Raw genomic sequence first — 14,529 nt, 5'->3', positions numbered from 1 at the left:
TTACTTAAGAGATTTTAGACAGCTTCTTAGGAATAACAATTCGGGAGGCACATCATGGCATATATCGACGTCAAGCAAGTTTCCAAAATATACGGCAGTGGGGAGCAGGAAGTTCGCGCCAATGACGATATTAATTTTGAAATCAAAAAAGGAGAACTCACCATTATTGTGGGAGCCTCCGGAGCTGGTAAATCAACGTTATTAAATATTTTGGGCGGAATGGACACCCCAACCAAGGGTGATGTTATCGTTAACGGTAAAGATATTTCCAACTACTCACCCAAACAACTGACCACTTACCGCCGGCTGTCCGTTGGATTTGTCTTCCAATTTTATAACTTGATTCCCAACCTAACAGCATTGGAAAATGTTGAACTGGCATCCCAAATCTCACCTGACTCGTTAGATGTGCGCGAAGTCATGAATGACGTTGGCCTTGCAAAACGAACCAACAACTTTCCTGCCCAACTATCAGGTGGTGAGCAGCAACGAGTCGCCATCGCTCGGGCAATCGCCAAAAATCCTGACCTGCTGCTTTGTGATGAGCCGACAGGTGCTTTGGACTACAAGACTGGTAAAAGTATCTTGAAATTACTGCAGGATTTCAGTCATAAAACCGACAAGAATGTCATCATCGTTACTCATAATGGCATGATTAAGCCGATGGCCGATCATATTATTGAGATTGGTGATGGGCAGGTTAAGAATGATGAGATGAATGAGACACCGGTTTCGGTTGAGGAGATTGAGTGGTAAACATAAAGAATTTTTCATCTATCTATTTTTACAATGCTCACTCAGTATTGATAAAGCCTAATAGTTCCACAACAAAAAACGGCAAGCACTCATAAGTGTTTGCCGTTTTGCATATCCAAATAATCAATAATATGTCGCCACATCATACATCTTCGACACAAACTGCTTCGATGATAAGTTACCTCCAAGTGGTGACTGGTTGGAGAAGACAACCGCAATGTGCTCATTATCATCAGATGCAAAAAAGCCGGTATTGTAACCCGTACCACCAAATGAACCGTTGTTGAAATAAATTCCGGTTCGGGTCACATACACACCACCTGAATATGTTGAGCCATATCCCAGAAGGTCGTCATGCTGATCAAACGGCAACAAGCTGCCATTTCTAATCGCCAAAATAAACTTATAGTAGTCACTCGGGGTGCTCAACAAATTTCCAGCTCCGGGAATTGCCGACATCCGAGCGTACGAGATTGTCTGCGGATTCGTATAGTCTTGGGTGCCGTTCTTCTTGTAGCCTGTTGCAAGGGTATCCTTTAGCTTAAGCTTACTTCCGGTCACCATAAACGTATTGGTCATCCCAACCGGGTTTATAATGCGCTGTTCCAAATTTTGAGCATAACTTTCCCCAGTGACTTTGGCAATAATCCCTGCCAACAGCACATAGTTTGCATCACTATATGCAAATGACTGGTTGTTGGTGGATTCCAATGTCTTGATCATATTGGCGTATGCCTGATTCTCGGTCATTTGCTTGGCTGGTGTCATATCCGTATTTTCCAAGCCGGAGGTCATCGCCAACATTTCAGCAATGGTGATATTGGCACTATACGGAACTTGCGGATAATATTGGCTCAATGGCGTTGTTGCCGATAACTTATCCTCGTCAATCAGCTGTTGGATCATCACCGCGGTCATCGCCTTTTGCAGTGATGCCAGAGGATAAACGACCGTGCCGGATCCATCATTCAATACTTTATGCGCCTGATCGGCATAACCATTGCTGACAATCACCGGTGGCTGAGTCGTATAAGGTTCAAGGGCTGCGGTGCCGATCACATCATATTGCTGCATCGTCCCCTGGGCTACTTGGGAGAAAGAAACTGGTTTGATGCCATGAACATTCATCCAACCAAGATAGTTTTTAAAATACCTTAACCGTACATATGAACCAGTCTTGGTCGTCTTGGTCTGCATCACTCTGACATAGGCATTATTGTATTTGTATCCGTTGCCCACTGCCCTTATGGATGTCGGGCTGGTATTATACGGTCCATCCAAATAAAGATTGTAGCCGGTTTTCAAATTTGTCTGGTTCACAATTTGAGCATCGTAGTGCTTGTTGCTGGTAGCTGTGACTGGATTGTATGCAGCAAAAGACTTCTGCCTGATCGCATATCCGCCAACTATCAGCACCCCCGCCAAAAAAAGCACCACAGTCCGAATTTTTGATTTAGTAGTCAAGATTGTTCTCACTTCCATTTTCGTTCTGCCACTTTTTGGAGTAGAACTGTTTGTTAATTTGATAATGAGGTGTTGCCACCTTCTTAGTTAAAAATGGTCGAATTGCCTGATCCATCTTCAGCCAACCGCGCCACCCTGGGTGAATCGTATCGGTCATAAAGTAAGGCACGTTACCGTCATGGCTGAGGTCGTCGATATGACTAAATCCTTGGGACTTCAGCTGATAAGTAATCTTTTGATCGAACTGGTCCAACATCGACTGCGAAAGGCCGGTGTATTTCTGCCACTTGGCGTTAATCGGTGGGATGATGAATAAGACCTTAGTGCGATCGTTGGCAAATTGGTTCAAAATCAGCTCAAAGTCGCTATATTCCGGGGACTTGAGGAAACTCATCCGAGTCTGAAACCCCTTCAGTTTTTTGACGTGAGGCTTCAACCGATGATTCCAAAAGTTATTGTCAATCCCAAAATTATTCGAAGATGTCTTTTGAGCGCCAATCCGGCTTGCCAAGGCATCCAACCTTTGATAGTTATAGTGCGCTGGTAGTTTCTGCTCATTCTTGTCAATCGTTTTTTCATTGTTCAACGGAATCCGATAACGCGAAAAGATCTGGTCCTCATTGAGCAGAATTCGATTTCGCAAACCAACGTAAAGCATCTGAGAAGAAGTGGGCTTCAATCCGGCAGCGATGCGGGCCAGTGCACCGGCAATCACCTTATCGGAACTCCCTGAAGGCATCTTTAACAGTCGATATGCCGCATAGCGGTCCATCTTGGAACCATTTTGATGTTCAATCCAGCTGGTCGTTTGAAGCGTTGAATAGTAAAAGGAAAACGCGTTTGGATCCTCGCCCATCGGTGTAAACCACTGGGGAGAAATGAAGAAGACGGCCTTTTTGTTTTTCAATTGAGGATTGATCGATTGCATTACAAAGAAGTGGGTCAATGACTGACTTCCACGAGCCCCTAGTAAAAACGGTCGATAACTGCGATGATACTTGGCAGCCAAAACCGATGGATGAAATGGATCAAACCGTGACCATTCAGACGAACCGAAGAATGGCACATAACCATTTTCGAATGCATTTCGTTTAATCAATTGGCCTTTTAAAACTTGCGGCGACAGTGATGCGGCAGCGTTATCAACCACCTCCGGCTTAACATAATTGAACCCCGACCACAGTGGTGATAAAAACACTGCCAGCATCAATAATGCCGCAGCAAAAATCGGCCCAAATATCATGAAGAGCCGCTTTTTCATACTCATTTGGCCGCTTCAACTTTCGCAATGATTTTGGCCGGGGTATTCCACTCGTTTCGATCGAATTCGGAAACCGGTGCTTGAACGCCCAACTTATCCTGGAGGTCCAGCAGCAGTTGAACAGTTCCCATTGAATCAAGCAGTGCACTGGCAAACAGGTCTTCGTCCAAGTTGTCGGAAAAATCTTCACCGGTTAAGTCTTGCAAAATATCCAATACAGTTTGTTTATCATCCATAACGAACAGCTCCTCTTAAATTAATATGGTTTTGGTGCAAAAAACAACGTGTTCAGGAATCCTGAGAAGATCAGGAAGCTGAAGCAGACAACGTTAAACGTTAGAAAAATCGCAAATAGTTCTGTCAATTTATTGTGGGGAATGTGCTTTTGATGCTTCTTCTTGAATTTCAGCCAGGTATCATTGATCACCATCGCAAACCCGTGGTAGAGACCATAAGTAATGTAGAACCAGGTTTCACCATGCCAGAATCCCATGATTAACATGTTAATGACATAGCACACGTTTGCGGTTGTGGTTCGCGATTTGAAGATGTGGTGTTTCATACAGAAGAACACCAGTCTCATGAAGATGTAATCCCGGAACCAAAACGATAAGGTCATGTGCCAACGATTCCAGAAGTCCTTAATGTTCTTGGATTTAAATGGCTGGTTGAAATTCATCGGTGTCTTGATGCCCATTAAGTAACTGATGCCAACGGCAAACAGGCTATAACCGGCAAAATCAAAGAAGAGATCCATACTATAAGCATACATATAGCCGACGATATTCCAGGAAAATCCGTGAGCCAACAATGCCTGCTGTTGAAGCTGCGGCATGAGGATCGTGCCAAAGTAATAGGCAAGGATGAACTTGTATAAGAAACCTTGGAACACATAGCGGACACCCTTTTGAATCATGTCCAAATATGCTTCGCGTTCCGGCACCTTTGCGTAATCAGCTTCAAAGCGCCGATATCGGTCAATTGGTCCCGATGAAATCGTCGGGAAAAATAACAGAAACTGGCCAAATAATACTGGGTGAAATTCCTTAATCATGCCATCACGGGTTTCCATAATTGTCTGGACAACCTTGAAAGTGATATAGGAAATGCCCATGAAACCGATGATCGACTGTCGCCCCGGCGTAAACAACGGCGTCAACTTAACAATCACCAGTGGCACAATTGCCAAGACGACTGCGGTCACAAAAATCCAGCCTTTGTTCGGTGAACCTTTGGGCTGGCGGTATCGGGAATACAATCCCACCAGAATCATCTGATAAACCAGGTAACTGATTAATGAAATACCGGTCTTCCAATTTGGCCCACCAAAGGTCAGTATCAAAAAGAATAGTGAAATGATTGTCTGGTATCCTCTGAACCGACGGCCGTACAATAATCCGATCATTAACGGGATAATCGCCAGCGCAAGCCAGATAAAGTAGGTCGGATTACCGTACGGAATGTACCATCTCATTGGGTGTTAACCGCCGCAATCACCGCCTTAATGTCGACCTTCCCGTTAGAGCTCAACGGCAGTGATTTTTGATAAACAATCTTTTGTGGGATCATGTAGTTCATCATGTCCTTAGCCAGGTTTTTCTTAATGGCAGCCGTCAATTGAAGGTTGTTCTTAAAGTTTCCGATTTCGGGAACCACATATGCGATCAGCATGGAAACAGTGTGTTGAGAGTTGTACTTCGGTACAACAACCGCCTGCTTGACGTGCTCTTCTCGGTTAACCATTGCGGAAACATCTTCCAATTCAATTCGGAAACCATTGAGCTTTATTTGAAAATCTTTGCGGCCAAAGTACCTCAATAAGCCATTTGGTGCCATGGTGACGATATCACCGGTTCGATAAGCTTGTTGGGTACCAATTTTGAAGAATGCCTGAGCATTTTTCTCGGGATTATTGATATACCCCTTGGAAACGTTGGTGCCGTATATGACCAACTCACCACGAGTACCATCTGTGATAAAGTCGCCATTTTCATCAACGACGCGGGCGTTCATATCCGGCTTCACAAACCCAATCGGCAACCGGTCATACTCTTCAAGGACATCGTCGGTAATTTCAATTTCCGTAATCGCAACTGTCGATTCGGTCGGCCCATAAGTATTGAAAATGTGGGCATCCGGGAATCGCTGTTTTAATGCCGCAGCGGTCTTGTGAGTCAATTCTTCTCCACAGAAAAGAAAGTGCCTCAGCTGAGGATAGTGTTCCTGATCAAATGATGATTCGAGAAGACAAATATCCATGAAGGACGGTGTGGAAACCCAGGTGTTGATGGGCATGGATCTAAGTGCTGTGAACAAAACGATGAAGTTATCGGTTGTCTTTTTCGACAACACGTGAAGGGTGCCACCCAGGTACAGAGTTGGATACAAGCTCATGACGGAGAGATCAAATGAATAGGCTGGCTGCTGAAGCATGTCCAACTTCCTTGGCAGCTCAAATTCATCACCTACAATCCAGTCCACGAAACTCTTCAAATTGCTGTAGCTGATTTCGACACCCTTTGGCACCCCCGTCGTCCCCGAAGTGAAGATGATGTAATAGGTCTGATTACCGGAAATCGGATGAGTCAGGTGATAATCAACCTTTTCCAAACAAACGTGTTCAAGTTGTTCCTCATCGATTTCTGGAACCCCATCCAGCTTGGTCGGCATTGGTTCAGCGGCAATCACTGCGACTGGCTGAGCGATTTGATTGATCATCTCCAACCTCTCTGCTGGTGAATTAACGTCTACCGGAATGTAGGCGTGACCTGATTTAACTGCCGCCAGGAACGCAACAATCATCGTAAAGGATTTCCCGCCGAACACGATAATCGGCTCATTAAGCGGTAACCCCATGGCATCGATGTGTTCAGCCAAGGCGTCTGAATAAGTTTTGAGTTCGGCGTAGGTGTGCTGCTTGCCATCGTAGGAGTATGCAACCTTATCCCCCGCTGTTTCTGCATAGTCATCGATTGCCTGAATTAAATTCTTGGACATAAAGTTCTTCCCCCTAAAAGTCGTTATAAATAAATTTTGCTTGGTTAATGCCGCTGTAATCGTAAAGATAAAATAAAACCATCATGATTGCGAAGTAAACGAGTGTGTGCAATAGAAACTGGACAATTGGTTTGCTCAGCCATTCCCTCAGTGCCATGTAACCATCTCCTTGGATAAAATCTATCTGCTGATTATGTGATATCATTCAAAATACATTTTTCGACAGCTAGGTTGCCAGATTATCAAACAGCTTAGCTGCCAAGTCCTGAATCGAGTTAGCAGGCCGATAATCATTGCTTAATAAGACGACCCCCGAACGGCCATTTCGAGTGATAAAAATAGAAGATTCATACCCATAGCCAATTCCATGGGATCGGATCCCGTTATTTTGGTTGTAGATTCCACCACCATATGGCGCATTACTGCCCGGTTGATGAAGTAAGGCAACGCTTGACTGTGGAATGATATTGCCGCGCAGAATATGCTGCTCGGTCTTATATAAGTCCCAGGCCGTCATGAAAACCTGTCCGGTACCCAGTTCGTTTTGCATTGAGGCGCGGGCTTCGTGATACTGTTTGTCATAATTTTGCTTAATCTGAGTCGACTTCAGCCAGTGATACCCCAGCGTCCGGTTGGGTCTTGACCCCCATTGCTGGACGAACCCGGTTCCTTTGAGTCTCAACGGTTTAGTGAAGAGTTTGTCGAAATACTTTTTGTATGAAGTATGGGTAATTTTTGAAATAATGCCCGCCAAGAGGACGAAGTTGACCGGCTGATACCAGTCTTTGTTACGTGGCGACCTGTTAATCACATGTTCGGTCGCATATTTAACAACTTCTTTTTCCTTGAGCGGCCTGTATGATCCGGTTCTGTTCATGACCAGGCCGGAATCCATATCCATCAAATTGCGGATAGTGATATTTCTGGCATTTTTAACCTTTGGATAGTACTTCGACAGCCTGGTGTTCAGTGATAACTTTCCCTGATGAATCAGCTTCATGGCCATCACCGCAGTCAATGACTTTTGGATTGAAAGAATCTGATACTCTGATTTCGTTGAGTTGCGTTGTTTGGTCGCATAATTTGCGTACCCAAACCCTTTTCGATAAATGATCCGGTTGTTCTTGACGATCAGGGCCGAGCCCACAAAATGATTCCGGTTGAGGTATCTCGTCACCCTGGTAGTCTGCTTAGAGGTCTTGGTGCTCAACTTCTTGGGTGCCGTCCGATTGACTTTGGCCTGTCGTTTCTTCTCCTCAACGTTTAACGCCTGTTCACGCTTGCGAGTATTTGCCTGTTTTCGTGCTTGCTGCGTTCGAAATTCTTGGTGATTGGTCCGCCAGTATACGGCTCCTCCAGCGACGCCAATGACCGCCAACAATACTGCTAATATGTATAAGTACGTGCGTCCATGCTTCATACGCACCGCCCCCTTTGATAGCCGGAAATGTGGTTGTAAATCTCCTGTAACATTCCGGTAACAATTAATTACGTCCATTATGAGCAGAAGCAAATAATTGGCAATCATTTCAACGTTCAAATGTAAGCCCTTTAGCTAACTTTTAAAATCTTGGCATTTTCTTTAGTTTTCGGTGAGTATTTGGGAATAGGTATGACGATTGAGCATGATTTTTTGATTATGATTAGAGTGAGTTGCATGATCGATTTTGGATAAACGAAAAGCCCTTGATATCGGCATTCTCATTGATTGAGACTACTTCTATCAAGGGCTTTATCAGTATGTTCAGTTGGTTATAATTTTAATAATAAGTGGCGATATTGTTCATTTTTTGGGTAAATTGGGCTGGCGTCATGTTGTTCTTCAGCGGTGATTGATTTAAGAATGTCACCGTCACATGCTGATTACCGTCAGATGCGTAGTACCCAGTGCTAAATCCGGTATCAGTGTATGTGCCGTTATTGAACTTAACTGCCTTTTGATTGACATACATTCCACCTGAATATTTGGTACTGTATCCGGTCAGCTTCTTGTAGCTATTAGGCGTCAGGATCTTGTTGTTTTGAATGCCCAATACGAATTTGTAGTAGTCGGTCGGCGTGGTTAATACGTTGCCGGCACCTGGAAGGGCAGACAATGTTGGATAAGATACCGATTGTGAATTTTGGTAATCTGAATTGCCATTCAACGTGTAACTAACCGCCTTGATTGCGGCCATCGTCGGTTGGGTATCATTGACGATGAAAGTGTTCTTCATGCCCAGCTTATTTAAAATCCGTGACTGCAGATTTTGCGTATAAGTCTTGCCGGTTACTTTGGAAATAATGCCCGCCAGTAAGACATAGTTGATGTCACTGTACTTGAAGGTTGTCTTGCCGGTTGAGGTCAAAGACTTGATGGCGTTGTCGTAGGCGTCATCTTCACTCAGCAAGTCACTTGGCGTCTTAATGTTGCCCTTGATTCCCGAGGTCATTGTCAATAATTGCTGGATCGTGAAGGTCTTGCTGTGGGCAATTTGTGGATAAAATTTGCTCAGCTTGGTCGTTGGCGTTAATTGTTTGGCGTTAATCAGCTTTTGAATGATGACGCCGGTCATGGTGCTTTGCAGAGATGCCAATGGATAGACCACCGTGCCATCACTGGCATTTTTGGTGCTGTGCAGCATGTTGGCAAAACCGTTGCTGACGATGGTTGGCGTGAGACTCTTGTTGTGTGAAACAAGCACAGTGCCAATTGCGTCATATTGCTGCATAGTGGCTTGGGCGATTGACTTGAATGAAACCTTTGTGAGACCATTTGCGTTCATCCAGCCAAGAATCTTGCCATTATAACGGATCTGCGCGTATGTAGCCGAACCGGAATCCTGTGTCTGCATGACGCGGACGTACTTGTTGTTGTACTTGCTGCTACTGGTTACCGTGGTTGGCGTGCCGGTGGTGTTCTTGGTCCCCGGTACGTTTGAGTATATTTGGTAGCCGCTGGCAAGTGACTTTGGTGCAGTGATCTGGGCATCATAACGCTTTGTGTTGGCCTTTGTGGTACTTGTCGTCTTCTTAGTTGACGAAGCCGTGGTCGTTGGTGCTGCATTGGCTGTCGTTGCTTGCGTGGCTGTGACGCCGAGGAGAAGTGCTCCTGCGGCAATCAGTAATGTTGTCTTCAATTTATTCTTTGTATTCATGATTGATGTCATCCCCATTAATTTATTGATATTGTTCATTATAATAATCTTATTCTAATTTATGGAACTTCAATGAAATTGTAACATTAGTCGCGGAGTGAATGGTACCATGTCGCTCAGAATTATTATTATCGTTAAATTTACATGCTTGCTTTTTGAAAGGATCATCCATATCAAAATCGTTAATTTTACGTAAAATCCATGCCAAAGCCGGAATGGCAACGTGATGTTGACTATAATTGAAACCAATTATGATCGATTGGAGGGATTTGTGATGGCTCGTGGAATTAAAGTGTTAGCAGTATTTGGATTAAATTGGATACTTGCAGTTGTCTTCTTGTTTTGGTTCGATGTCTGGGTCGTCTCCGGCTGGTTCCCAAAGTCGGCTGCTGATCAAGTACCAACTCCAACATATCAAGTTGCCATTTATCTTGCGGTCAATTTGGTCATCAATACATTAATTGCCTGGGCGGCGTATTGGATTGTTCGTAAAGATCTCCAGGATATTCCGATTAAGCATAAATGGACGTTCTATCTTGCTTTGCTGATTATTTTCTCCGTGATCTTGACCACCATCATGCTGTTATTTAACTTGGAACTGAACTCCGCGTTTAATATCCTCTATACCCCCTTTGCTGCGATTGCCATCTTCCTGACAATTCCATTTCTTGTTGCCATCTCTGGACCAATTTTGGGTTATCAGAGTCGGCCTTGGTTCAAGCTTGGGCTGGTGATTGAGGTTGTGAGTACTTTGCTGTTTTTTGGTGGGTTTTATACGTCGACGATGTGATATCAATTACCTTCCATGCTGACCATGAAACAATGAGTCATTTCAAAAAAAGATTCACTTTCACCAACCGGTTGAAGGGAATCCTTTATTGTTTACATTAAAACAACTTATTTTTCTTCAACAATTCAAATCTGTCAATTGAGTCGTCTACCTTACCAAACGCATCACCGAATTTACCCGTTTTGTCTAACCTTCCTTTGAGCTGTTTAACCCACTTTTTGGTCGTATCAAGATCCTTACTGAAATTCAAAAACTTACTAATGTCACTAGCCAATTGTGCCGGACCCGTCACAGTCTTTTTATTGGATTGCGGAATGACAACTGAATTCAAATACAACTCGGTAACCGGTTGTTTGGCAAACTTGTAAATGTCCGGCGCATACCGTCTGATCATCGCCATACTGTTGTATTTCTTTAATTGGTCAATAAGCTTAGTGTATTCTTTTTCTTGAAGAAGAATCTCACAATAATCATATCGACCAAGATTATCTTCCAACTCAGCTAATAAGTGTGGGTATTCCTTTTTCCACTCATGCTTGCCAACCAAAAAATCTTTGTACTGCTTGTATACGTGGATATTTCCTGACAACAGCTCGTCCTTCAATAGATCTTTCAATTTATCATCTTGGTTTGTCAGGCGATAAATTTGGGCTAACTTGGAATGCCATTGTCGCGGATCTCCTACTTTTCGAGTAATCGCATCTTGAATAACCTGTTCTGCTTTTGTAAAATTCTTTTGCGCTTCAAGAATTAATACATATTCTGACAGAACAGTGTCGTTATCCATATGATCATCAATTATTTGCTGGGCGCGATCCATGTGGCCTAACTGAAGGGCAATCCGGATCTGCAACATTATTTGGTTGGATTCAAGGTACAGCATATCAAATATGCTGTCCTGCTTTTCAAGCTTTTCCGAAACGGTAATCATCTTAGGAGCCGTTTTTTCAGTTACCAATGGTAGTGCTGTGAAAAATAAATCATATCGTTCTTCCGGCATACCCTTAAAGATGCTTTTCTTAAATAAGCTGATAACCTGTTGCATCAATCGATTTTTTATATTTTCATTGATGCTTTCAGGATCTGAAACGGCCTCCTCCAAGGCGAACATGGTATCTTGCAAACTATCTTTAAACAACTGAGTATTTTCGACCGTTTTAGGTAATAGCTGAACTTGATTTTGGTATGTTAGCAGTAAGAGCGGCACGGAAAGCTCTAATGGGATATCACCATGGTGGATTCCATCTTGAATTTCGTCGATAACCCCTTCAAAAAATTCCGTTAAAGCTCTAATTTGTCTTGGCTTTAAGTAGTCCAAATCGCCGCCATTTGCAGAAATTTCTTCGGAAATAACATCTCGAATGTGGCGGATCTCCTTATCAACTGCATTTTGATCAACTTCACTGTATTCTGTTTCGTTGAAATCTTCTGTTTGTCTGTTAGGATGTGACGCCTGGACAGGTTCATTGTTCAAGACAGCCAGAATTACCCCAGCAAGATTATCATCTAAGGATGCCAATCGAAGAATCAAAGTCTTCAGTTCCTCTGGCTGGGCGTGATTGATCTTTTTAAACAATTCTTGTTGGATATCTTTAACCATTATTTAGAATCCCTTCTGAGTAAATCATGCTGAATGCGTCAACCAATTATTAGAGTAATTGTATCGATAATAGAGTTGAAAGGCAAATGTTGATCGAGTTTTCAGAACAAAGCAAAAGGGGCGATAAACTGACCACCCCTTTTGATTATTTTTCAGTTAAAAACCGGATATGCTGATATTGAATTTTACTGTGCCAAAAATCCCCCATCAATCGGCAGCTCAACTCCGGTAATAAACGAAGAAGCATCCGAAGCCAAGAACAAAACGGCTTGAGCCACTTCGCTGGTTTCACCTAAACGGCCCAATGGGAAGATCTTCCCCAACTGGTTTTCTGGAACGCCCAGTGAAGCTGATGCATAATCTGCCATTGCGGTCTTAATGTATCCTGGATGAATTGAGTTCACCCGAATATTTGCTGGAGCATATTCAGCTGCGGCATCTTTAGTCATGGTTCTGACGGCACCTTTGCTGGCACCATACAAAATGTGGCCTGCAGATCCGGCAATTCCGGCAATCGACGATGCGTTAATCACTGACCCTTGATGCTTTTCAGCCATAACTGGCAAAACATGCTTCAAACCTAAGAACGTGCCTAAAACGTTAATGTTCATGAGCTTGTTCCATGTCTCTACAGTAATATCAGGAATCTTGCCGATGATATAAATACCGGCATTATTGAACAGAATATCAATGGTGCCATTATCATTCGCCTCCGAATAAATCCATTTGACTCTATACAAATAGAGTATAGCACCCTGTGACGGTGTTGGAAGCGATTACACTCGTGACATATTTATTGCAATTCATGATTTAAAATCAGTACATAATATGAATATTCTGTTTTATCCTGAGCCCACTAAAAACTGATTTTAATTGGACGATAGAAGAAAATAATTATCAATAGGCTTTATCATAATCACTAATCTTCTGATACTGATTTGAAATCGACTTAATTTCAACTGGGTTATCGTCATCGTCATTCTTAACGACCTCAGCTGTATATCGAAATACCTGAATGTGGTAGTGGCCACCGGTGTCAAATTCATATTTCATGTCGTATGTGACGTCGCTGCTGCTTTCTGAATCGAGCTTGATTGAATCAACGGTTGCCGACACTTTGATCCCATCCAAGTCGTCATTTTCATAGTAACTCTTACCCATGTGTCTAAATTGACCAAAGTACGGACTGGAATCACCGCCGACAAATAATGATGACATGTCATCCCCATCGTCGTCGGCTGCATCATCGAGGTCCCCGCTGTCACTGTAACTGGTCATGGCCTCAGACAAATTATCAAATAATGTGGTGGCGTCATCATCGCTGACCAAGCCTTTAAACACTAATGAAATGTCTTGATTACCATCTGAGCTGCTAATTACCCGCGGTTCAGAAGAAATCGACTTTTTGCCATTCTGGTAAACCCCTTGAACTTTCATTTCCTGAGTCCAGGGGAAATCCTTGAAGTCCATGACACCACTACTGCCAATTTTACCCTGATCTTTTGAGTTGATTTTGACGTGCGTGCCTGCCGGGCCACTGACATTAAATGAAACGGTCTTCAGGGTCAGCGGAATGGTCTTATTGCTATTTAAGTGATAAGTATTGGCGTTAGTCAGCTTATGGCCATCAAGATTAGCTGAGCTGGCAAGTTGGTAGCTGCCTGGTACCAGTGGGCCAATTTTCTTTGAAAAATGAGGCGTGTTGGAAACCGCAATTTTTGTGGCATCTTCTTTAATCTGGGCATTCTTCTTGTTGACGGTTAAGGTAACATACACAGGCTTCACCTTAATCTTCCAATTAGGAAAGATCAGAAACTTCTGGCCATCTTTTTGATAGCTAAGGCGATGATTGTCGAAGGTTCCCAATCCGGATAATTGGGTCTTAAACGATAAGAGTTTGTCCGGATTCTGATTGAAATACTTTGTGAGTGGCTGAAGTTTGCTATTCGTCAGTTTGAGGTTTGGATCGGTGGTGTAAAAGTAATCATGCAAGTCACTTTGATTATTTTTCACTGCCGCCACTGCTCGTGTTAACGTGCTGGCTTTGGAATAATAGTACTCACCATATGTAATACCGCTGATTGCCAAGATAGCCGCGAAGACGACCATCAGTGTCTCGCGTCTGCGGCGTTTTTGCTGTTTGGTTCTAACTTTCTTTTTCGTCCGACTCGCTGGCTTTTGTGGATTGATTACGGGTGCTGGTTGAGCTGGCTCTGGCGTTTGGCTCCCTGAACGATATTCCTGCAAATTATATCCACAATTAGGACAGAAATCATCGTTGGCAGTCACCCGTTGACCGCAGTTGGGGCAAAACTGCAACCCGTCGTCATCATTTGAAGTGTTTGGTCCCATGAACAACATCTCCTCAGAAGATAAACATTATTAGTATAACTTAATAATTATATCGCTTTGATGGCGGTGTGTCATGTGTGTTTTGGCATGGTTATTGTATTTAGAACTGTCTTGATAATTCTTATTCAAAGTTATAGTTAAACTAAGCTGAGCGCCTTGAGTTAGGCGTTCG

At 43.3% G+C, this 14,529-nt stretch carries 13 protein-coding genes; 2 read left to right on the top strand and 11 right to left on the bottom strand.

Annotation, left to right across the window (positions count from 1 at the left end; all coding sequences use genetic code 11):
* Positions 1 to 54 precede the first annotated feature (54 nt).
* Positions 55 to 756, top strand: a complete 702-nt coding sequence (locus tag FD17_RS10170; protein ID WP_057826081.1) for an ABC transporter ATP-binding protein — start codon at positions 55 to 57, stop codon at positions 754 to 756.
* Positions 757 to 879: 123 nt separating this feature from the next.
* Here the strand turns inward: FD17_RS10170 and FD17_RS10165 are convergent, their stop codons facing one another.
* The 8 genes from FD17_RS10165 to FD17_RS10130 form a co-directional block, all read right to left on the bottom strand.
* The gene (locus FD17_RS10165; RefSeq protein WP_057826080.1) at positions 880 to 2,238 is read right to left on the bottom strand and encodes a serine hydrolase domain-containing protein; all 1,359 of its coding nucleotides are present in this window, start codon (positions 2,236 to 2,238) and stop codon (positions 880 to 882) included.
* Positions 2,210 to 3,487, bottom strand: a complete 1,278-nt coding sequence (dltD, locus tag FD17_RS10160; protein WP_057826079.1) for a D-alanyl-lipoteichoic acid biosynthesis protein DltD — start codon at positions 3,485 to 3,487, stop codon at positions 2,210 to 2,212. Before dltD ends, FD17_RS10165 begins: the two co-directional genes overlap by 29 nt.
* Positions 3,484 to 3,717 (bottom strand): D-alanine--poly(phosphoribitol) ligase subunit DltC, encoded by a 234-nt coding sequence (gene dltC / locus FD17_RS10155; RefSeq protein ID WP_020281524.1) that lies wholly within the window; start codon positions 3,715 to 3,717, stop codon positions 3,484 to 3,486. Before dltC ends, dltD begins: the two co-directional genes overlap by 4 nt.
* 20 nt (positions 3,718 to 3,737) lie before the next feature.
* Positions 3,738 to 4,955 (bottom strand): D-alanyl-lipoteichoic acid biosynthesis protein DltB, encoded by a 1,218-nt coding sequence (dltB, locus tag FD17_RS10150; RefSeq protein WP_057826078.1) that lies wholly within the window; start codon positions 4,953 to 4,955, stop codon positions 3,738 to 3,740.
* A complete protein-coding gene (gene dltA, locus FD17_RS10145; RefSeq protein ID WP_057826077.1) occupies positions 4,952 to 6,478 on the bottom strand; it encodes a D-alanine--poly(phosphoribitol) ligase subunit DltA in 1,527 nt (508 codons plus the stop codon). Before dltA ends, dltB begins: the two co-directional genes overlap by 4 nt.
* A gap of 13 nt (positions 6,479 to 6,491) precedes the next feature.
* Entirely contained in the window at positions 6,492 to 6,635 is a 144-nt protein-coding gene (locus FD17_RS10140) for a teichoic acid D-Ala incorporation-associated protein DltX (protein WP_057826076.1), read from the bottom strand.
* Positions 6,636 to 6,704: 69 nt separating this feature from the next.
* Positions 6,705 to 7,898, bottom strand: a complete 1,194-nt coding sequence (locus tag FD17_RS10135) for a serine hydrolase domain-containing protein (protein ID WP_057826075.1) — start codon at positions 7,896 to 7,898, stop codon at positions 6,705 to 6,707.
* Positions 7,899 to 8,238: 340 nt separating this feature from the next.
* Positions 8,239 to 9,615: a serine hydrolase domain-containing protein gene (locus FD17_RS10130; RefSeq protein WP_057826083.1), complete on the bottom strand. Its 1,377-nt coding sequence runs from the start codon at positions 9,613 to 9,615 to the stop codon at positions 8,239 to 8,241.
* Between the two features lie 274 nt (positions 9,616 to 9,889).
* Between FD17_RS10130 and FD17_RS10125 the strand changes: the two genes are divergently transcribed.
* Positions 9,890 to 10,405: a hypothetical protein gene (locus FD17_RS10125; RefSeq protein WP_057826074.1), complete on the top strand. Its 516-nt coding sequence runs from the start codon at positions 9,890 to 9,892 to the stop codon at positions 10,403 to 10,405.
* 97 nt (positions 10,406 to 10,502) lie between these two features.
* Here FD17_RS10125 and FD17_RS10120 read toward each other — a convergent pair whose 3' ends face one another.
* The 3 genes from FD17_RS10120 to FD17_RS10110 form a co-directional block, all read right to left on the bottom strand.
* Positions 10,503 to 12,005, bottom strand: coding sequence for a hypothetical protein (locus FD17_RS10120; protein WP_057826073.1), 1,503 nt, complete (start codon positions 12,003 to 12,005; stop codon positions 10,503 to 10,505).
* A gap of 185 nt (positions 12,006 to 12,190) precedes the next feature.
* Positions 12,191 to 12,745, bottom strand: coding sequence for an SDR family NAD(P)-dependent oxidoreductase (locus tag FD17_RS10115; protein WP_235803209.1), 555 nt, complete (start codon positions 12,743 to 12,745; stop codon positions 12,191 to 12,193).
* A gap of 157 nt (positions 12,746 to 12,902) precedes the next feature.
* Complete coding sequence (locus FD17_RS10110; RefSeq protein WP_057826072.1) at positions 12,903 to 14,357, bottom strand: zinc ribbon domain-containing protein; 1,455 nt, start codon at positions 14,355 to 14,357, stop codon at positions 12,903 to 12,905.
* Positions 14,358 to 14,529: the final 172 nt, after the last annotated feature.

The organism is Lentilactobacillus sunkii DSM 19904 (assembly GCF_001435575.1).
Lineage (GTDB): Bacteria > Bacillota > Bacilli > Lactobacillales > Lactobacillaceae > Lentilactobacillus > Lentilactobacillus sunkii.
The sequence above is the reverse complement of the archived record's forward strand: the minus strand, read 5'-3'. Positions and strand labels throughout refer to the sequence as shown.